This window comes from Paenibacillus illinoisensis NBRC 15959 (assembly GCF_004000925.1).
GTDB lineage: Bacteria > Bacillota > Bacilli > Paenibacillales > Paenibacillaceae > Paenibacillus > Paenibacillus illinoisensis.
Genome location: NZ_BIME01000009.1, coordinates 214,233 through 235,306 on the forward strand (window position 1 = coordinate 214,233; position 21,074 = coordinate 235,306).

At 50.4% G+C, this 21,074-nt stretch carries 17 protein-coding genes; 13 read left to right on the forward strand and 4 right to left on the reverse strand.

The window, feature by feature from the left end; translation table 11 throughout:
* Nucleotides 1-22 precede the first annotated feature (22 nt).
* Nucleotides 23-970, forward strand: coding sequence for an arsenic resistance protein (locus tag PIL01S_RS21005; protein ID WP_174818721.1), 948 nt, complete (start codon nucleotides 23-25; stop codon nucleotides 968-970).
* 23 nt (nucleotides 971-993) lie between these two features.
* Here the strand turns inward: PIL01S_RS21005 and PIL01S_RS21010 are convergent, their stop codons facing one another.
* The 3 genes from PIL01S_RS21010 to PIL01S_RS21020 are packed head-to-tail and all read right to left on the reverse strand — an operon-like array spanning nucleotide 994 to nucleotide 4,938.
* Nucleotides 994-1,464, reverse strand: a complete 471-nt coding sequence (locus tag PIL01S_RS21010) for an AAA family ATPase (protein WP_218029842.1) — start codon at nucleotides 1,462-1,464, stop codon at nucleotides 994-996.
* A 4-nt stretch (nucleotides 1,465-1,468) separates the two neighbouring features.
* Nucleotides 1,469-3,103, reverse strand: a complete 1,635-nt coding sequence (locus tag PIL01S_RS21015; protein WP_127539210.1) for a response regulator — start codon at nucleotides 3,101-3,103, stop codon at nucleotides 1,469-1,471.
* A gap of 5 nt (nucleotides 3,104-3,108) precedes the next feature.
* Complete coding sequence (locus PIL01S_RS21020) at nucleotides 3,109-4,938, reverse strand: cache domain-containing sensor histidine kinase (RefSeq protein ID WP_127539211.1); 1,830 nt, start codon at nucleotides 4,936-4,938, stop codon at nucleotides 3,109-3,111.
* Between the two features lie 143 nt (nucleotides 4,939-5,081).
* On the opposite strand from PIL01S_RS21020, the gene PIL01S_RS21025 reads away from it, so the two are divergent.
* The 12 genes from PIL01S_RS21025 to PIL01S_RS21075 all read left to right on the forward strand — a co-directional run bounded on the left by PIL01S_RS21025 (nucleotide 5,082) and on the right by PIL01S_RS21075 (nucleotide 19,648).
* Nucleotides 5,082-5,963, forward strand: a complete 882-nt coding sequence (locus tag PIL01S_RS21025) for a carbohydrate ABC transporter permease (protein ID WP_095361509.1) — start codon at nucleotides 5,082-5,084, stop codon at nucleotides 5,961-5,963.
* Entirely contained in the window at nucleotides 5,964-6,800 is an 837-nt protein-coding gene (locus PIL01S_RS21030) for a carbohydrate ABC transporter permease (RefSeq protein ID WP_095291844.1), read from the forward strand. It abuts the gene before it with no gap.
* Between the two features lie 310 nt (nucleotides 6,801-7,110).
* Nucleotides 7,111-8,412, forward strand: coding sequence for an ABC transporter substrate-binding protein (locus tag PIL01S_RS21035; protein ID WP_127539212.1), 1,302 nt, complete (start codon nucleotides 7,111-7,113; stop codon nucleotides 8,410-8,412).
* Between the two features lie 407 nt (nucleotides 8,413-8,819).
* Nucleotides 8,820-9,440 carry a TetR/AcrR family transcriptional regulator gene (locus tag PIL01S_RS21040; RefSeq protein WP_127539213.1) on the forward strand — a complete coding sequence of 207 codons (621 nt, stop codon included), beginning with the start codon at nucleotides 8,820-8,822 and terminating at the stop codon, nucleotides 9,438-9,440.
* Nucleotides 9,441-9,500: 60 nt separating this feature from the next.
* On the forward strand, nucleotides 9,501-11,468 hold the full coding sequence (locus PIL01S_RS21045) for an alpha/beta fold hydrolase (protein ID WP_127539214.1): 1,968 nt from the start codon (nucleotides 9,501-9,503) through the stop codon (nucleotides 11,466-11,468).
* A gap of 116 nt (nucleotides 11,469-11,584) precedes the next feature.
* Nucleotides 11,585-12,532 carry an aminopeptidase gene (locus PIL01S_RS21050; protein WP_127539215.1) on the forward strand — a complete coding sequence of 316 codons (948 nt, stop codon included), beginning with the start codon at nucleotides 11,585-11,587 and terminating at the stop codon, nucleotides 12,530-12,532.
* A gap of 530 nt (nucleotides 12,533-13,062) precedes the next feature.
* Nucleotides 13,063-13,506, forward strand: coding sequence for a chemotaxis protein CheW (locus tag PIL01S_RS21055; protein ID WP_164764300.1), 444 nt, complete (start codon nucleotides 13,063-13,065; stop codon nucleotides 13,504-13,506).
* Between the two features lie 219 nt (nucleotides 13,507-13,725).
* The gene (locus PIL01S_RS21060) at nucleotides 13,726-16,926 is read left to right on the forward strand and encodes a DEAD/DEAH box helicase (RefSeq protein ID WP_127539217.1); all 3,201 of its coding nucleotides are present in this window, start codon (nucleotides 13,726-13,728) and stop codon (nucleotides 16,924-16,926) included.
* A 47-nt stretch (nucleotides 16,927-16,973) separates the two neighbouring features.
* Nucleotides 16,974-17,741: a hypothetical protein gene (locus tag PIL01S_RS21065; protein ID WP_127539218.1), complete on the forward strand. Its 768-nt coding sequence runs from the start codon at nucleotides 16,974-16,976 to the stop codon at nucleotides 17,739-17,741.
* A gap of 62 nt (nucleotides 17,742-17,803) precedes the next feature.
* On the forward strand, nucleotides 17,804-17,980 hold the full coding sequence (locus PIL01S_RS29570) for a hypothetical protein (protein ID WP_164764301.1): 177 nt from the start codon (nucleotides 17,804-17,806) through the stop codon (nucleotides 17,978-17,980).
* An 81-nt stretch (nucleotides 17,981-18,061) separates the two neighbouring features.
* Entirely contained in the window at nucleotides 18,062-19,027 is a 966-nt protein-coding gene (locus PIL01S_RS21070; protein WP_127539219.1) for a M15 family metallopeptidase, read from the forward strand.
* Between the two features lie 219 nt (nucleotides 19,028-19,246).
* Nucleotides 19,247-19,648, forward strand: a complete 402-nt coding sequence (locus tag PIL01S_RS21075) for a RidA family protein (protein WP_127539220.1) — start codon at nucleotides 19,247-19,249, stop codon at nucleotides 19,646-19,648.
* 137 nt (nucleotides 19,649-19,785) lie between these two features.
* Here PIL01S_RS21075 and PIL01S_RS21080 read toward each other — a convergent pair whose 3' ends face one another.
* The gene (locus PIL01S_RS21080; protein WP_127539221.1) at nucleotides 19,786-20,862 is read right to left on the reverse strand and encodes a copper amine oxidase N-terminal domain-containing protein; all 1,077 of its coding nucleotides are present in this window, start codon (nucleotides 20,860-20,862) and stop codon (nucleotides 19,786-19,788) included.
* Between the last annotated feature and the right edge of the window lie 212 nt (nucleotides 20,863-21,074).

Below are 21,074 nucleotides of genomic sequence, written 5' to 3' on the forward strand. Positions count from 1 at the left end.
AAGTGTGCTTACAAGAGAGACCATGGAGAAGCAACAAACCTGGTTCTATATCGTTGCACTGCTTATTGGTGCAGCCATTGGCTTGGGAAACGCTGAATGGGGATCGGCTTTGCATGACACTGTTTCACCCGTGCTGGCCATTTTGCTATACAGTATGTTTACACAGATTCCTTTTTTGCAGTTGAAACAATCGTTATCCAATCTCAGGTTTATCGGTGCTGTTCTAACGGCCAATTTTGTCGTTGTACCTGTAATCGTATCGCTGCTAACGTGGATATTCCCGCAGTCGCCTGCGGTTCTCATCGGCGTGTACCTGGTGCTGCTAACCCCATGCATCGATTATGTCATTGTTTTTACCCAGCTAGGACGCGGGAATGAAAAGCTTATGCTGGCTGTAACGCCAATCTTGTTCGTGGTGCAAATGGTATTGCTGCCTTTGTATTTGTGGTTACTGACCGGGGAAGAGGCAGCCCAGCTGATGAAAGTGGGGCCGTTTGCAGAAGCATTCCTGGTTCTCATTGTTATACCATTAGTCCTGGCAATCCTTACTCAAGTGTGGTCGAAGGGGAGAGCGGTTGGGGAAAAGCTGATGGATACAGCAGCCTGGCTGCCAGTTCCGATGATGGCACTGGCGTTAATTGTGGTGGTTGCCTCGCAGATTGGCAAGGTGTACTCAGACTTTGATATTGTCTTGAATGCCATACCTGTTTATGTGTCTTTTTTGATATTGATGCCATTTCTGTCCCGCTTGGTGGCAATTCTGTTCCGATTGGACATCGGTGCTGGACGTGCGCTGATCTTCAGCTCGGCGACCCGGAATTCACTCGTTGTGCTGCCGCTGGCGCTTGCACTCCCGGAAGAATGGGCTACAATAGCTGCAGCAGCCATCGTAACCCAAACCATTGTCGAATTAGCGGGAGAGTTAATCTACATCCGTTTGGTGCCTTCATTTTTCATAAGAGATAAATGAGGTATGATTCAGGATATCCTCCGTTAATATGGAGAGGTGGCTATCTCTTCAAGTTCGCGAGCCACTTCCTCGATGGATTTGCGCGTGTCGATCTCAAACGTCGATCCGGCACGCAGCAGCGGCTCTACCGTATGCACATAATGAATAATCTCTTCCCGTTCAGCCTGAGTCTTTCCGTAAGGATTGTTGTGACGGGAAGATACTCGTTCCAAAATAACATCAAGTGGTGCACTTAATAAGACAATTGCATCAAACATGGGATAAAACTTCCCCTGATTGGAGACTGTACCCGAAATAAACAGAGCTCCTTCGGTATGCCCCGTAAGAAGTGCCATGATCCGTTCTTCGTTCCATAACCAACCAGTGCCGTCTGCGTTCTCGCTCCACTCCCCGTAATCGGTATCCACTACACGATGTCCTTTCCGGGCCAGTTCGGCCAAGGCTGTTGACTTACCGGTACCCGACATTCCTGTAATCAAAATTACTCTTCTCATATGGCTAGGAATTCGCCTCCGTTAAGGTTTTACGGTATTCACCAGGTGAGATGCCCTCCATTTTTTTAAACACTTTGCTGAAGTACTTCTCGTCCTGGTATCCAACCATTTCCGAAATTTTAACGATTCGTAGTGAAGGATTCTGCAGGAGCAGTTTGGCATTGTTGATTCGCAGTTTCCCCAGATATTCGGACCAGTTCAAACCGAACTGCTGTTTGAATTTGCGAGATATATACTCTCGGCTGAGATAGAACCGTGCAGCGATCTGCTGCAGGGACAGATCCTCTTGATAATGGGCATCAGTGTAGCGCGCAATATCGGTCATCGGATCAGAATGGGTATTAGGGTGAAAAGTAAGAGCTTTCCCCGCTGCCAGCAGTCGCTGTTCCAGCAGAGACCGAAGCAGAGGCAAGGACAGCAGCCCTTCGGAGTCCAGTGGTAATTCGGCAAAGGGGATAGACTGTTCCTCTACTGCATCCTCATCGCTTGCTGGCGGAGAGTCTGCCGCATCATCAAGCCACCGCCCAAGGATCCATTCCATTTCTTCCATCCACTGATGAACCTGTTCGGCGGAGATGATCTGAAGCTGCGTTATGGGCTCGATCCACTCTGCCACAGCATGGGCTACACTGGAAGCACGCCCACTAATCGAGGCAAGCCGCATGGATTCTTCATAAGCATTTAAACGTAACCCTTTTGTATTCCCTGAGGAAGTCTCTAGAGAATCGTGGAATCTTTGACCGTTCTGGAGCGTATTGCGCCTCCATAACCGGAGGCTGGCTTCCTGATAGGCAGCCGCGATTCCGGAAGGATAGGATTCGCACGCGGAGACACCAAAGTGAAGCCGGCGCTGGATGGTTTGCTGCAATCCAGCGTTTATCTTCTCAAGCAAGGGGCCAAGAGCGGTAGAACTTCCCCAATGCAATAATACGATCTCATCAGGCTGATCCAAGTGGCGGAATGCTACGCCTTCCTCAGGTGTGGATAACATCTCGGCGCAAATATTCAGAACGGAGAATACAAGCAGATCGGGATGGCTGCGGTATTTGGCCAGACATTCTGCATCCAGATGGGACAGGCTGGTGACAGCAATATTGCAATTTCCAGCCTTAACCGGGAGATTCAGCTCATCCCGCAGCCGCTGAATCTGAGCATGCCCATTGCCGCGTCCGGCGACAAGTTCTGTCAGCAGCCTGTCATGATAATGGGGACGCATGCGGTTGACCACAATGGACTGGCGTGCTGCCTGCAAACGGGCGGATTCTTCTTCCTGCCAAGCACTCACGGCCTTGGATAGGGAGGCATTCAACTCATCCGCTTCTACGGGCTTGAGCAGATAATCCATGCCCCCGTAGCGAATCGCATGCCGGACAAGCTCAAAATCGTCATACCCACTGATAACCAGTACCTTGCTCTGCGGAGCGTGAACTGATATCCATTCCAGCAGGGCCATGCCATCCTGACCGGGCATGCGCATGTCACTGAGGACAATCTCCGGCTGGTGGGAAGAGATGGCTGCTGCGGCTTCATGACCGTCTGCGGCTTCAAGGAGGGTATCTATCCCCAGGTCATCCCAATGCCCAAGCAGTCTGATTGCGTCGCGGACGTGCTTTTCATCATCAACAATAAGTGCTTTCATGTTGTTCACTCCCCCGCGTAAATGTTGAGCTTAATTATGACACCGTTTGGTTCCAGGTTGCTGATCTCCAGCATAGCCGTATGCTCCGGCGGAGAGTTCAGTTGGAGCCTGCGCATCACATTCCGTAGGCCGATGGATTCCGATGGGTCGGAATCCTGAGCGGCAAGTCCGGAAGAGGTGTGAATCAGACTTAGCCATCCCTGAATCTCGGACAACTTCTCCTCTGGTATGGGAGGTCCGTTATTCTCCAGTTGAATTTCAATCCAGTGGTCAGATGTCCTGCGACTGCTTATACGAATGAATCCTTTACCTGGCTGGACATCCGCCCCATGCTTGAAATAATTTTCAATCAATGGCTGCAGGGTCATTCTCGGCAGTTCGGTGCGTAACGTATCTTCGGCAAAATCAAGCTGTACCTCAAGGCGGTCGCCAAACCGCTCCTGTTGAAGCTCCAGATACAACCTTGCATGCTCGGCTTCCTCTCGCAAGGTGACACGAGTTTGGTCCCGCATGCTGTAACGCAGCATTTTGGAGAGGGAAGAGAGGAGCACGTACACCCGCTGCCCTTGATGCTGGAGGGCAAGTGTGCCTATGGATTGCAATGTATTGTATAGAAAATGTGGATGGATCTGCGCCTGTAATGCTTTGAGCTGGTTGGTTTTGTTGGCAATCTCCAGTCGGTATTCTCGCAAAATCAGGTTATTTACCGTATCCATCATATCCCGGAAATGACGCGCAAGTACTCCAATCTCATCCTGGCTCTTAAGCCGAATGTCTACATGCAGACGTCCTGCCTGAATCTGATTCATATATCGCATTAATTGCTTGAGTGGTCCGGTTATGCGGATCGAGATAAACAAGGTAGCCACGATAACGAGCAGAAGCGCAGCAATGGCAATCATGGCATTATTCCATGTCAGTGTGGTAGCCCTGGCATATAGCGTCTCATTCGGAATTTGTTTGATGATCGTCCAGTCGGCAAAGGTGCTGCCCATTTGTTGATAGACATACATGGAATGCTCTTGTTCAAAATGTCCTGCAGCGGTGCTGCTTGTTCCCGTTCCGGTCCGTGCTGCATCAAGCTCCCTGGATGCTTCCTGCCTTAATTGATCTGTTCCACTGATCTCAGAACGACCTTGGTATATGATCTGATTCTGACCATCCACGACATAGATTTGTTCCTTCTCCGGATCGTACAGCCTGCTGCAGATGGCCGCTATGGTATCCATGTTCAAGTCTATGGCGAGCACCCCCAGGCGCTCGGTTGACGGAACATCCTTGATTACACGATGTAATGTAATTACTGTTCGTGCAGGATCATCGGCGGAAGCTGCCTTGAAGCCGTAAGTATGACTCATATGTGCTGATTCTACCCATATATCCGGGCTCTCACCACCTGTTTTTCCATGGAGGGCGTCGGAATAGGCCTGTTTGCGTTCCTCCCGCTTTGGAAAAGGGCTCATAATTAAGGTAGATTGATTGGCTGCAAACGAGTGCAAATAGAGCTGGAACACATCCGGTACAGCCGAGCGAATGGTCTGCAGCGTTGTATACACCTCTGCTACAGCGCGATAATCCCCAGGGATTTTTGCCAGATTACGTAGGAAATTAGGGTCACTATATACGGCAAGTGATGCTCGCGCCACATTATCCACATAGTTGTTGAGGTTGGTGGATGCCTGATAGATGAGACGTTTGTTCTCGGCAACGGCCTGCTCGCGCAGGGCTGTTTTGGTCTGGATGAATGTCATGCTGATGGAAGCCAGCAGGGGAAGTGTGGTGGCTATGAGCATGAAAGCGATTAACTTGGTGCGAATGCTGTAGTATTTTGACATTGGGACACCCCTTCTGGTTGCAGGATAAGAGAGGACAATATTTTACACCCAACTGTTCACGAGGGTCAGTGTTTCCAACCGGAATATTGGGGTTTAATAGAAAAAGAGACCAATTCCATCCATCTATAGAAGGGGAGAACGATATGAAGCATCGCAAATCTTCGCAGCTGTTACAGCAGCTGGTGTTCGTGGGTCCCTCCATCGTGTTCTTTATTCTCATTATCGTGGTCCCTTTCCTGCTGGGAATGTATTACTCCTTTACAGATTGGAACGGGGTGTCAGAGAATATCAATTGGGTAGGGTTCGACAACTTTCTTCATATTTTTGCGAATGATCCCAAGTTCCAAACAGCGTTCTGGTTCACGGTACGTTTTACGGTGGTCGGTGTAGTATTAACCAATATCATCGGTTTTTTCCTGGCTTACTTCCTGACCAAACCGCTTAAGACGAGAAACATTCTGCGCACGATCTTTTTTATGCCTAACGTGATTGGTGGACTGTTGCTCGGCTTTATCTGGCAGTTCATATTTGTGAAAGGGTTTTCAGCAGTTGGCGACGTGACCGGCTGGTCCTTCTTCAACCTCCCTTGGCTGGGAGACGAGCCGACCGCCTTCTGGGGAATCGTCATTGTATTTGTCTGGCAGACCGCAGGCTATCTGATGGTCATCTACATCTCGTCCCTGACCAATGTGTCGCCGGATCTGCTGGAAGCCGCTGAAATTGATGGAGCAAGCCGCTGGCAGGTACTGCGGAGCATCATTCTACCGCTCATTATGCCTGGGGTAACGATCTGTCTGTTCCTGGCGATCTCCTGGTCATTCAAAATGTTTGATCTCAATCTGTCACTGACCAAAGGTGGACCGTTTGGATCAACGGAGTCCGTTGCACTCAACATTTACAACGAGGCATTCGTGAACAACCGTTACGGCATTGGTACGGCAAAAGCACTCATTTTCTTCGTGATCGTTGCGATCATTACGATGATTCAGGTCCGTCTGACGAAGAGCAAGGAGGTAGAGGCATAGATGGAAACGACGAAAAACTACCGCTTCAGTACGATCATAACCGAGATCATCATGGTACTGATTGGACTTCTGTTCCTAGTTCCGTTCTACTTCCTGTTTGTCAATTCGGTCAAAACATTTGGTGACCTGCTTACCAATTCGGCAGCATGGCCGGAAGTCTTCCAATGGGGGAACTATGCAAACGCCTGGGAGAAAATCAAATTCCCTTCGGCACTGATGAACTCGCTTATCGTTACAGTGGTCAGCAACCTGCTGCTTGTATTGATCAGCTCCATGGCTGCATACCGGATGGTTCGCAGTGATACCCGGTTCAACCGAATTCTGTTTGGCATGTTCATTGCCGCCATGGTGATTCCGTTCCAGTCTATCATGATTCCACTCGTTACGGTAACCAGTAATCTTGGCCTGATCGACAGTCTGGGCGGATTAATTATCTGTTATCTCGGATTTGGTGCACCCATGTCGGTGTTCCTGTTCCATGGGTTCGTTAAATCGGTCCCGGTTGAGATTGAAGAAGCGGCTCGGGTGGATGGCAGCTCCGTATACGGGGTATTCTTCCGAATTGTCTTCCCGCTCATGAAGCCGATGTATGTCACGGTCATTATCCTAAACACCCTCTGGATCTGGAATGACTATCTGCTGCCATCCCTGATCTTGCAGAGTTCCAACCTGCGTACGATCCCGATTGCGACCTTTGCGCTGTTCGGTCAATATACGAAGCAATGGGATCTGGCACTGCCTGCCTTGGTGCTGGGCATCATGCCAATCATTATCTTCTTCTTGCTGATGCAGAAGTACATTATTCAGGGCATTACCGCTGGATCAGTTAAGGGGTAGGAGCGAAGGTGAGGTGCTCCGGGATCATGTTGCGCTTTCGATCGCTGTTGCTCCCCGGTGGCCAGAATGAATTGAGGTAAGGAAGCCACCGGGTATCAAAGGCGAACGCTTCGCTTCTCCATCGCATCATGCTCCCTCCGCTCCACCTCGCATGGAGGTGTAGGAGGAGAAGGCGCCCCATGGCTTGGGCACCTTCTCGGAGGCAAGCGTAAGTAAGAAAAGCTAGAAAGACAAGGGTCGAGAAGAGAAGATTATGAAATGAAGAGTAAGGAAGCTGCCAAACAGAAACTACTATAGGGAGAGTGTATGTATGAAAAGAATGACAAAGTTGACGTTGCTCATGCTGATTGCTTTTTCGGTAATGCTCGCAGGTTGTGGCAACGGGGACAAGAGCGGCAGTCCGGTCAATACGGATGCTCAAACGGGCGGAGGAGAGGCTGCTGCAGGGGACAAAACCATCAAAATCTTTCAATTCAAAGTCGAAATTGCGGAAGCGCTTAACCGCCTTAAGGCAGAGTATGAATCCTCGCATCCAGGCATCAAGCTGGACATTCAGACGGTTGGAGGCGGCAGTGACTACGGTGCAGCACTGAAAGCCAAGTTTGCCGCAGGCGAACAGCCGGACATTTTCAACGTTGGCGGATACCGCGAACTGGACACTTGGCTTGAATATCTGGAAGACCTGTCAGGTGAAGCTTGGGCCAAGGATGTGCTTGAAGTGGCCAAAGAGCCAATGACCAAAGATGGTAAGCTCTATGGACAGCCGCTGGCACTGGAAGGCTACGGATTCATTTATAACAAAGACCTTTTTGAAAAGGCAAGCATTACTGAAATTCCAACAACATTGGAACAGTTGGATCAGGCCGCTCAAAAACTTCAGGCAGCCGGCATTACACCGTTTTCGAACGGATATCAGGAGTGGTGGGTGCTTGGCAATCATAACGTAAACGTTGCATTTGCAAATCAGGCAGATCCGGTAAAATTCATTCAAGGCCTAAATGAAGGTACAGAGAAAATTCCGGGCAACCAAGTGTTCACAGACTGGATGAACCTGCTTGATTTAACGCTGAAATACAGCAACAAAAACCCGCTTACTACCGACTACAATACACAGGTAACCCTGTTTGCAAGCGGAGAAGCAGCGATGATGCAGCAAGGGAACTGGACTCAAGTGCAGATTGATGGAATCAACCCCGACCTGAATCTCGGTATTCTGCCGATGCCAATTACGAATGAACCGAATGATAAATTGTTTGTCGGCGTACCTAACTATTGGGTTGTAAACAAAAACTCGCAAGTGAAGCCAGAAGCGAAGGAATTCCTGGAATGGCTCGTAACATCCGATATCGGGAAACAGTACATGACCAAAGAGTTCAAATTTATCCCGGCGTTTAGCTCCATTCAGGCCTCGGAAGAGGATTTGGGCGATCTGGCGACAGAGATCATGAAGTACAGTCAGGAAAACAAAACGTTAAGCTGGAACTTCAACCGCTTCCCGGAAGGTGTTCCACAGGAGTACGGCAGCACCATCCAGGCATATGTGGCAGGCAAATCGGATAAAGCCGGATTGCTTGATGCCTTGCAGCAAAACTGGGACAGTCTGAAAAAGTAAAAATTTCAGAATGACGTTTATACGTAAGTGGAGATAGGAGATGGACCAGTATCACTAAATGTTATCCACAGAAAACAATATCCACAGGCCATCTAATTCCGTTCGACAATCCACTACCATGACTCATTCAATAGGTCAGCCAGAATATCGTTCTGGTTGGCCTATTTTTTTATTTTGAGAACCATCCGGAAAGGATAAAATGGCTATCTGTATTTCGATTGTGGATAACAACAATGAATATAAATAGGTAAGCTAAAACTTTAGCCTAGTACTTGATACTATATGTGGATATCCTTTGTGCATAAGTGTCTACATATGGATGAGAGCTGTGTATAAGTCATGGCTCGTGTCCTATTCTGCAAAAAGAAAACTTGCAATGAAGTATTTAGTACTATATAGTTCTAAATATGACAAATCAAACATCAAGCTCAGGTTCTGCCAAACCGAGAAATGCCAATCCGGTCAACCGGACCAAGGCGGTCGAAGTGGCAGCGCAGTTATTTTTGCGTCAGGGATACAGCTATGTCAGCATGGATGAAGTTGTGCGAGCGAGCGGGGTGTCCAAGTCCAATATTTATTATCATTTTAAAAATAAGGAGGAACTGCTTCAGGCAGTGGTACAGTACTGGATCGCCCAGTATGAGTCACAAGTCTATATATTGCTCAGTCAGCGGGAAAGAAGCGTCGAAGAGCGCGTTAACTCGTTTATAGCCACGTTATCGGCAGGCATTAAAGGGCGCAATTTCGAAGGCAGCTGTCCTTTTATAACGCTCTATATGCAGACACCCGCTAGTGCCCCCGACGTGAAGGCCAGTATCTCCCGATTCTTCCGGGAATTGCAGCCCATGATCGAGAAGCTGTTTCAGCAGGGGGTGGACAGTGGAGAATTCCGTGAAGGCATGGATGCAGGGGCGGTTTCTTCGCTGTTTGTCGCCGCACTGGAAGGATCTCTGGTTCTGGCTGAGACCGCGCGGGATACCGGGATTATAGAACAAACGGCACGTACATTTTGTCAGATGCTTCGTTAAGCGAAGCTCTTTTTTTGGATTTGATTAGTACTAAGTAGTTCTAATTAGGAGGAGAGAATAATGAACGTGAATTCTACATACTTAAAAACAACTGACCAGGTACATACCCATAAGGTGGACTCAAGGGCTGCATCCATTATTTTTATGACAGGTAGCACCGGATTTATTGGCAAGGAGGCAGTGAAGCAGCTGGTCGATGAAAATCTGCATTTGCTACTGCTTGTCCGTTCAGAATCCAAAGCCAGACAAGGCCTGACTTCATACGGAATATCGGATTTCAGCAGAATTACGTTTGTACAAGGAGACTTATCGGTGAAGGGACTCGGTCTTAGTGCAGCGGATCATAGGCGCGTGCTGGAAGCAGACGTCATTATTCATGCTGGAGGAACGATGGATGTCACCCTGGGGCGCAAAGTGGCGGAACAGATATTCATGAATGGAGCACGAGAGGTTGCCGGGCTGGCTGAAGAGATTCAGCAGATTAAAGGTCTGAGGCATTTCATTCACGTCGTTGGATTCATGAGTCCCTATGGCCTGCGTAATGAGAAAGGTGAAGACATCCCCACTGGCAAGGTGGCCCCGAATGAAAGTGCATATGAAGAAATGAAGTTCCACGCCGATCTGTACCTCCGTGAGCATGCTGTAAAAAATCAATATCCACTTTCTGTTGTTAACCCAAGCACAGTCGTTGGACCGCGCCCCACAGGTGAGACTGAGCAAACAGGCGGTATCGGGCTGCTCATTCAGGCGATGCAAAAAAGACTTATGCCGGTTGTACCTGGAGGTTCGTCTTATTGGTTACCGTTAGTGGAAAATGATGTGGTTGGTCGGACTCTGGTCTTCCTGGCCAATGAGGCGTTCCCAACAGGCGGGACCTATCCGCTTCTGGCACGCAAGGAAACCAGTCCCAATATGAAGGAACTTCTTCATCTTCTTGCGAAGCAGCTGGACGTGCCGAAGCCCAGATGGGCTGTGCCCTTATCCTGGATGCAATTCGCAATGAGATCAGGAGGGGCACGGATCAGCGGTGTCCCTGCAGAATCGGTTTCCTTTATTACAGAGAGAATATGGCATGTGGAAGAGACGGAAGATTTATTTAAACGCATGGGTCAAACATGGCCCGATATCCGGGAGCAGCTTCCATCGGTTACGGCGGATCTGGATTATCGCCTGAGCCTTCAACCTTACGAAAATCTCTCTTCCGGTTGGACTCGAACCCGGATAGGGAACCTGGCAGCGCTTGGCTGGGAGGGCGAAGGTGAGCCGTGGCTGATCGTGCATGGAATGCTGAATTGTGCAGATGAAATGCTTCCTTTGGGAGAAGAGCTCCATCAGCTGACTGGAAATCCGGTTTGGCTTGTCGACCTGGCAGGGTTCGGACGTTCGGCTGTACATCAAGGGGAGGAGGCCTTTGACGGCCAGGTGGATGAACTGGTTACGGCCATTGGCAAGTTTGAAGGTCCGATGAAGCTGGTAGGCCATTCCATAGGTGCGGCGATTGCATCTGCGGCGATGCAGCGCAGCGGACGAATGGATATCCGTCTTGGTTTGCTTCAGCCTGTCGCTCACAATACGAATCCAAACATGCTGCGGTGGATCTCCCGTTTGCCCAGAGGAATGATGCGTACCCTCCTCAGCCGAAGGTCGGAAAAAAGCTGGCGGCACATGTTAAATCCAAACAGCACTCAAGCTGAAGGAAGCATTACGGTATCTGCACTGGCAGGAAGAATCAGGTCCAGTCTGCAGTCCCCCCGAATAGCGGGAGCACATGCCGACTTGCTACGATGGATTTACTCCGGCAAAATAAAAGGCAGCACCTTCACTTCTGGGGGAAGCACGTGGAATCGGGCAGACATTGCCAATAGTACATTGGTGGTATGGGCTGGCGAAGATACGGACTATCACTACCCTGAGGAGTTGAATCCACAGTGTAAACGAATCGACGTCCCTTATGGACACTACTTTCCGGTCTTTCAATACCAGGAAACGGCAGCAATTCTCGTCAAATGGGCGGATCCGAAACATTGATTTCAACTTTCAGTACGAGGTGGGAATGTGCAGGATTCCCCTACAGATTGCCAAAGGCTTCATTCAAGCGTCTAGAACTATAAAGGGTTTTACCAATGACAGGAGAGATTAGTGAAATGAATCAGCAGCGTGTGGAGATCAGTAAAAATGTATTAATCGAATGCTTGGGACTGCGTGAGGGAGAGAATCTCGTGGTTGTGGCAGACGATGCCAAAAGGGAACTTGCAGAATCCATTTATGAAGCGGGGAAAGCACTTGGAGCGGAATCCGTGCTGATGATTATGGCGGAACGCAGCAGATCTGGGGAAGAACCGCCAGCACCAATTGCACAAGCTATGATCCAAGCCGATGTAGCCGTATGCGTAACAAGATACTCCTTAACCCATACACAGGCCCGGAAACAGGCCGCTGCATCAGGTACACGTGTCGCCACCATGCCAGGCATGACAGAGGATATGTTCATGAATGGTGCCATTACAGCCGAATATCCACAGGTGAAGGCACTGACCGAGAAGGTTACGGCTTTATTAACTGAGGGCAGCCAGGTCCGGATTGAAAAGGAAGGGCATAGTCTGTCATTCTCCATCAAGGATCGAAGCGGAGTACCCAGCACAGGGATGTATTTGAACCCAGGTGAATCGGGCAATTTGCCTTCAGGGGAGGCCTACATTGCACCGGTTGAAGGAATAGGTGAAGGCAGCATTGTCGTAGATGGATCTGTTGCGGGAATTGGAGCAGTCCGTGAACCGATGACTTTGAAGGTAGAAGAAGGCCGGCTGGTTTCGGCGGAGGGTCCGGATGGACAACAGCTGCTGACGATGCTGGGCGAAGGGGATGGCCGTTATCTCGGCGAATTTGGTATTGGCACCAACAATAAGGCGCGAATTACGGGAGTCGTTCTGGAAGATGAGAAGGTGTATGGAACGATCCACGTTGCCTTTGGCAGTAACAACACATTCGGAGGGACGATTGCGGCAGGAGTGCATATCGATGCAGTAGTGCAGAAGCCTGATGTCTATATTGATGACAAGTTGATTATGAGACGAGGCGAACTGGTTAATTAATCAGATAAAGACAGCTGCAATCCACAGTGTGTCCACAATGAGGGATAAATGAAGTAGATGTTTAAGGTTTTACGTGAGATTTACAAACAAGTACACAACATGTCCACATCAAATTGTTGTATATCCACATACTTATGCTCATTTATCCACAAACTGTGTGCAATATGTGCACAACTTATCCACATATAGGGTATAACTTGATCATTTTGGCGTGAATTTCACTCTCTTCAGCCAATATGGATAGTTATCCACAGTGTCACGTGCAAAAAAGACCAGAGATTTGGCATATAGCCAATCTCTGGTCTTTTTGATGTAGTTTACATTCGTTAGTTTACTTTATATCGATCTTATTTATCTTCCGTATTAAAACGACTGACTGGGCACTATTTTTCATGGCAAGCAGGGGCTTGATGGTTTAAAGAGCAAAGAAATAGGCGAGAGCCGCCAAAATCAGTGAAGCTCTAAATATTTCGTGGAAAATAGCCGATACACCAAGTAACCTTTAAAAGTGAGAGGGTATGGGGACAACTATGAATGAGGAAGCTCAAGTTCAATACATTAATTTTACAGTTGGAGATCAGTTTTTCGCGCTTCGCATTGAGGAAGTACATGAGATTATCAGAATGATTCCCGTGACAACGGTTCCGTTCGGCAGTCCGGAGATCAGAGGCTTTGGCTCTCTGTACGGCAAGGTGGTTTCCGTCGTTAGTCTGCGGGTTCTGCTGGGCATGCCGGATAAAGAAGACGATGCTTCTACGCGTATTATTGTCGTGCCGTATAAAGGAGGATATGTGCCTCTAATTGTGGACACGGTGGATTCTGTGGTGACCTACGATCGGTTTGAAGAACCTGCAGAAGAGCATAAGCGTTTCATGACAGGTGTATTCAAAGAGATTGGACATGCCCCGGATCATACAGCGGGAATTTTGAACCTGGAAGTATTGTTGGGTATGCTGACAAGTTTAGGTGAATAAATCGTTTGGTGTCATTTAAGTAGCAGGTGAAGACCTGCACAAAATCTTAATGTTCCTAATCCCATGCAGGGGAGAAGGAACATTTTTTTATGCGAATTGAAGTGATCAGGAGCGTATCAGGAGATGAATAAAGCAATTTTTGTGCGTAAAGGTTTTTAAATCCGGGCATTTTCGTATATGATGGAGAGTAACAATGCGAAGGGATGACGGGAGACTGTAATGATGCAATCGCTGTATGGAGTATGGCTTGGTGACGTATTTTTTTGTTTTTCCGGTGAAACATCGGAGCCGCGTGTGGATGCGTGGACTCACGTGGTAAGGAGGCTGAATTTTGGCGACGGAGGTCGTCTGTTTCAGCCTGCCGCTCTTCGCCTTGCGGAGCTGCGCTGGCCCAATCCGATGCGTAATGCTGCGGAAGCCAAGAGTACGAAGCGGCGCCAATTGCTTGGACGGACGCTGGAAGGGCTTGCGATCTCGCCCAAAGATACATTTAAACTGCTGCTTCATTGGGATGACAGCATATTGAAGGCCGCAGGGATTCAGGCAGGTGAGGAGATTCGCTACTGGATAAAAGCAGCACAGTTCACACAGGAGCTGCTGCTGCGCGGAGAGATTGCTCCTTCTGCCGAATTTGCTGCCAAGACTGGGGCGCGGCGACGGACGGGACAAGAAACGCTGACAGGGGTATGGCGACCTCGTCTGTCTCAGGAAGCAGATGTGGAACGTTTCCGCGAACTGGCGGAAGCCATGCCGCCAATCGGTTTGTCTGCACCTGGTGCATATGCTTCCTCCGAGCCGGAATCCCGGGAGGAGGCAGGTGCTGCTGTCCTGTTTTCATTCATGAGCGGCATGATTCATGCTGTCGTGACAGGAGAACTGGAAGGGATGGACAGTGACTTGTCAAGATACCGCACCCCGTTTCGGCGCGGATCTTCTCCTGCAGCCGAACTGTGGTGGAACAGCCTGATCTCGATGTTCCGTCCCGTGACTGTACAGGGGCCAACGGAGGAAATGGCAGAGCTGATCGAGACATTGCGAGAAGCAGGGGGCACAGGGATGCCGGTAATCGGCAGTGAGGAAACTGCCCCTGCTGAAGGGGAACTGAAGCTGGTGCTTCGGCTTGAACCGCCTATTGGCGAGCATGAAACGTTGTGGGGCATCACCTTTTGGGCAGATAGTGCACAGGAGGCTGGGCTGAGATTGCCTGCACGAACCATTTGGGCTCATCCGGACCGGGACCTGGATCGGGGAAAGGTGCGCTACGTATCTGCAGCAGAGCAGCTACTCATGGCCCTCGGTTATGCCAGTGAGCTGGCACCTGAACTGGAAATAGCCCTGCTTCAACCCCGTCCGGAAGGGATAAAATTGGAGCAGCAGTCCTTTTTTGAGTTTTTAACTCATGCGGTACCACGTCTACAGAAGGCAGGAATAACCGTACTTATGCCATCCCGCTGGAGTCGTGCGGGTCGGCGTAGAGCCGGGCTGCGTTTACAGATGCTCAATCGTGGCACGGAACGGGCGCCTGGCGCTCCGAATGCACTGGGGATGGAACAACTGGTTGCCTTCAAGGCGGAACCGATGCTGGACGGCAAACCTGTTACAGCGGAGGAGCTTGCTGCGTTAGCAGAAGCTTCGGTACCTTATGTGATGTTCCGCGGCGAATGGATCGAAGTCGACACGAAGGAGATTCGCCAGGTTCTGCGTTATATGAAAAAAGAAGAAGAACAATACATGCCTTTATCCGAATGGCTTCATCTGGCTGCAGAGGAAGGCGAGGATGCAGCCTGGAAGGGATTATCCGTCTTTGGTGCGGAATCCGAAGGTCTGCTCTCCTTCCTGCTGGACGGACAGGTGCTTCGCAGTATCGAACCGCGTCAAGTGCCCGCGGAGCTGCATGGGGAACTCCGGCCATATCAGGAGCGCGGCTATCAATGGTTGTCTGCGATGCGTGAGCTTGGCTTCGGAGTTTGCCTCGCGGATGATATGGGTCTCGGGAAGACGATTCAGGTGATCACGTGCCTGCTCGACTTGAAACATGAGGAACAGCAGGCAGCGGTGGAAGAAGCACGTGAAAATGAAATGTATGGTTCAGGTGATCCATCGGAGTCTGGCGAGATTGTACCTGCAGAGGCCGCCAACTTGCCAGCACTCATCGTCTGTCCCACCTCTCTGCTTGGCAACTGGCAGCGTGAGCTCAAACGATTCGCGCCAAATCTGTCTCTGTACATCCATCATGGGGGACAGCGGCTTCATGGCAGTGCGTTTCAGGCCGAGGCACAGGCACATGATATCGTGCTGACGACCTATCATTTGGCTGGCCGGGACGGACCTGACCTTGCATCATTGCACTGGTCAACCGTGGTCCTTGATGAAGCGCAGTATATCAAAAACTATCGTACCAAGCAGGCACAAAGTGTGATGCGCTTATCGGCGCCTCACCGAATTGCGATGACCGGTACACCGGTCGAAAACCGTTTGAGTGAGCTGTGGTCCATTTTCCAATTCCTCAATCCTGGATATCTTGGAACGGCTTCATCGTTCCGCCAGCGATACACCGGAATGGGGACATCCGAAGAAAACAGCACGTCCCTGCGGGAGCTTCACCGGCTTGTTTCGCCGTTCATGCTGCGTAGGCTCAAAAGCGATCCGGACATCCGCAAGGATCTGCCGGAGAAGCTGGAGCTGAAATCATACTGCTCACTTACACCGGAGCAGACGATTCTGTATCAACGTGTGGTGGATGACCTGATGGGTGGACTGGATGGCAGAAACGGCATTGCCCGCAAAGGGATAGTATTGTCGTCACTCACCAAACTGAAGCAAATCTGCGACCATCCGGTACTGGCAGACAGCAGCCGCAAGGATCATGCAAAAGTGGAGGCATCCGGCAAAATGGAACGCTTGCTGGAATTGGTTGATGCGATCCGTGACAACGGGGAATCGGCACTCATTTTCACTCAATATGTGGCAATGGGCGAGCTGTTGGTATCGCGCCTTACGCAGCGTTATGAGGAAGAACCGTATTTCCTGCACGGCGGCGTGTCCAAGGCACAGAGAGACGAGATGGTGGAGACATTCCAAAAGGGCGAGGGTCCATCACTATTCGTTCTATCCCTCCGGGCTGGTGGGGTAGGTCTGAATCTAACGCGTGCCAGCCATGTCATCCACTATGATCGCTGGTGGAATCCCGCGGTGGAGAATCAGGCAACGGACCGGGTGTTCCGAATTGGGCAGAACCGCAATGTGCAGGTTCACAAGTTGATCTGCCAGGGTACGCTGGAGGAACGCATAGATGAGTTAATCGAAAGCAAGAAGGCACTTTCCGAACAGGTGGTTGGCTCCGGGGAGAACTGGCTGACCGAAATGTCGGATGATGAATTGCGTGGACTGATCTCGCTACAGGGTGAGACGTGGTTATAAGCTTGACAAGTATATTGGTGGGCGATCATATGAGAAGGGGGAAGGTTATGAGCGAAAAGTGGAATGTGGAGCTGCATATGTCCCCCGGTGGATGGACAGCGGGGGTAAGTCAAGCTGCTGAGGCGCGTCAGAACGCATCAGCAGCCGCGGAGCAGGCTGGAACAGATGCCAGCCTGTTCACGGTAACAGGTACGCTGCCGCAGCTCAGCGAAGAGGCTCGCGAGGCCGTGCTGGCCCAGCTGCGCAATCGGCCGCTGGCCCTGTACGCGCTGCTTCGCGGCGGCCCTGCCCCGGCGGAGCTCGCGGGGCTGCTGCCTGCTGCGCCGGCCGCTGCGGCATGCACCTGCGGCCGCGCAGACTGCGCGCATGCTGCGGCTGCGGAGCACGCCATCGCTGCGCGCTTCGCGGCCGAGCCGCTGCTGCAGCTGGCGCACGCCGGCCTGCCGCGCGAAGCGCTGCTTGCCGGCGTGCTTGGATCATGGGCAGAGGAACTGGCCCATGATCCAAGCGGCGCGGGCCGCGCAGCGGAAACGGCTGGCCGCCCGCAGGCACGGGGCGGCGAAGGCGGCGCAGCCGTCGGCGAGTGGATCGCCGAGGCTGCCGCAGACGGTGCCATGCACCAGCCAGGCCCCGGCTTCGGCGCGGTACAGGTGCGGCTTGCGCAGCCGGGCAAGCCCCCGGCAACGCCGGAACTGGCCGCGCTGCTGCCGGGAGTACCCGTGGCAGCAGGTCTGACCATGATCCGCGAGCGTGTAGCTGCGCGGATCTGGCAGGCTGTCCAGAAGAAGAAGGACAGCCCGGCAACCAAATCATAACAGGCATGAAGCGGGGGAGATCTTGGATCACCCTCGCTTATTTGTCTGTGTGAGATGGCCTTATGGCGAGCATGGTTGGAAAGGATATCAATCCTGACTTTAATCTGGATCTGCTGATTAAACGTTGGGATGATGCCCTAAAAGTCCGAAAAATGGCCGTATATGCCGTGCGACCCTTTTCACATGAAGGCTATTCCCTGCCAGTAAGCTTGGAGCGGTGGAGCTCCACTGCAATTTGATGTATACTGTCGCAGGGGATGAAATGCCCCGAAGCGTATTTTATTTTTTTTAATGATTATATTGCGATAGGAGTTTTTTAGATGAAATCACGAACAGGAAGACAGCGCCATATGGCGGTATTGCTGTCCTCGCTTATGATATGCGGAGCATTGCTGTCCGCCTGCCAGGATGGCTCGGGATCAGAGGAAAGTCAGAATCTGAACGCAGCAGGCAATACACAGCAGGAAACGGACGGAACTACTGTTCATTTAACCGAGGACACAGGGGATGACGGCGACAAGACAGACGGCAGTGAGACAGATCAGTCATCCTCTGGTGAGAACGGGGATTCCGGCAATGCTTCTGCGGGTGAAGAGCAAGACTCTTCAGATGCTGGCAATGGGACAGCTGCGGATGACCCTCTGATGGAGAAGCGAAGCATCAGTGCGATGCAAAATACGATTGACAGCCAATCCGTTGTTACCAATGCGGAGTCCATGACGGTCATTGTGAACAAGCAGCGCAGCCTGCCCGAAGGCTATGAGCCAAACGATCTGGTAGAGCCGAATGTGCCATTTTCCTTCGATGGCCCTCACGAGAAGCGCCACTTGCGGAAAGAAGCCGCAGAAGCGCTGGAGAAGCTGTTTGCAGGAGCTGAGGCGGACGGCATCGAGCTGCGCGCGGTCTCTGGATACCGTTCATATGAACGCCAGGTTTCCATCTATAACAACAATGTGCAGACCAAAGGACAAGAATATACAGATCGTGTGAGCTCTAAGCCAGGCAGAAGTGAACATCAGACGGGTCTTGCGATCGACGTATCCAGCCCGAGTGTAGGTAATGCCCTGGAAGAAGTGTTTGGTACCTCCAAAGAAGGCGAGTGGCTGGCAGAACATGCTGCAGACTATGGCTTCGTTATTCGCTATCTTAAGGGTGAGGAAGATATCACGGGTTACGTCTACGAGCCTTGGCACATCCGGTATGTCGGAACCGATCTGGCTCCGGACATTGTGAAGAGCGGGTTGACCCTTGAAGAATACTTTGATGAGGCCAATATTAAACTGTAAGCCGAATATGCAGCATATTTAGATTTGTGCTTGAATGCCTAAATAAAACAAAAGTCCTGTAAACGTGGCTGGTTGCATAGCAGCTGGTTACGTACACGGGACTTTTTTTCGTGCCTCTATAACTTCCGATTACCTAATTTCTGGTACCCAGATTGAGCCCGGACTGTTATAATGCAGAGATTATTCAGGAATATGACAAGCAGAGCGAGGGAGGACCCAATGAGTAAACAGCAGATTTTTACCGGTTCCCCATGGGAACCGCTTGTGGGCTATTGCCGGGCTATCCGAGTAGGGAATCGGATTGAGGTGGCAGGAACGACAGCCATGCAGGATGGCGTTGTCGTGGGAGCGGGTGATCCTTACGCCCAGACCAGATTTGTTTTGCGAACGATTGAGAAGGCGCTCAATGAACTGGGAGCAGACTTGTCGCATGTGATAAGAACCCGCATGTTTGTGACGGATATCTCCCGCTGGGAGGAAGTAGGCAAGGCCCATGGCGAATTCTTTGGGCAGATCCAGCCTGTAGCCACTATGGTTGAGGTGAGTGCACTCATTGATCCCCTGTTAATGGTTGAGATTGAAGTTGAAGCCATTATTGAAAGTGATCCAGAAGCCGAATAAACAAAGGCTACATAGCAAGAACGGAAAATAACCTTATCCCATGTCTGTAAAAGAACAGATCGGGTAAGGTTATTTTTTGCAATGGGAACGTTATAGGTTTAATCGGTCTAATTTAATAAACCTGTGACAACTCCTGCTTATTGAAACGGCACAATCTCTGCACCCGAAGTATCAACGACCACTTTCCAGGCATTTCCGATCGGAGGCAGGCTGCGAGTCAGCATCGGACTATAGAATCCAATGACTTTCGCGTCTTTCGTCAGTTCCTCTGCTTTGATGGCCTCACCTTTTTGGTTGACCAGCTTGGTATCTTCCGAAATGTTGAGGATGACATGGTCAGGCGATGTTTCGGTCAAGCGAATGCCCGAAATCTCGATTTGAGTCCCTTGTTCTTTCGTAGTTCTTACATTTTCAATAGTACCCGAAGTACCCAGAACATCTTCCGATTTCGTAACGGATTCCTTAGCAACGGTATCCACAACAGTCACTTCGTAGGTCGGTGTTTGCGGTGGAAGACTCATGGTCATGATTGGTGCGTGCACAGCTTCTACGGTCATGCCAATGGTCAGATCAGTAAGTTCGATCTCCTTGCCATCTGCTGACTTGATGACTGTATCCTCGCCCAGATTAAGTACCAGACCCTCGGTACCTGTACCACCGATATGAATGGATGGATACTTCGTATCCGGGTTCATGCCAGTAATGACACCACGCTCCGTAACTTCTTTCACGTCCTCTTCATTTGTAATTGTGACTTGGTTACCCGTTGTATTTACTTGGGTATGTAGTACCTTTTCTGCAAAAGAGGCGGGTACAAACATTTTACCATCGGTGATTTGAGGGGCAGTTCCCAGTGTAAGCAGCATTTTATTGATGGAATACTGGTCCTTGTCTGCCATGACCAGTGTCCAAAGGTTACCTTTTGTCAGCTCAGCCGACTTGTTCTCTTTGTTCCACTTCAACTCAATCCCCAGTGCATCCGTGAGATCACGCAGTGCGATCATGGCTTCCTTGCCATCCTTATTCCAATAGCCATCAGCTATCGCTGTGCCGTTCACGGACACTTTTACAGCTTCAGACAAGGAATGATCTACAGTTACGGAAGTTTGATTCCCGGACGGTGTAGTGTCCAGTGTTGCTGCGTATGCTGCACCTCCGCTTAGGGCCAAGGAGAGGACCATTAGGGCACTTACTTTTTTCATGTTGTTGTTCATTGTTGTTCATCCCTTCTAATCTTGGTTATATCGCGGTAAACTCCTAATTAGGGCCGCGCTTATTCTTATAGACGGGACAACTTGGTAAATTGTTGCACCTGAATGCTCGGTCATGTGAGTGGCGTGTCAGCTCATTATTTGCAACATGTGGCAATTTGCAGGTTACAGGCAGCGGGATACGGTTAAATTTCAGGTGAGTGGTACAACCTGTG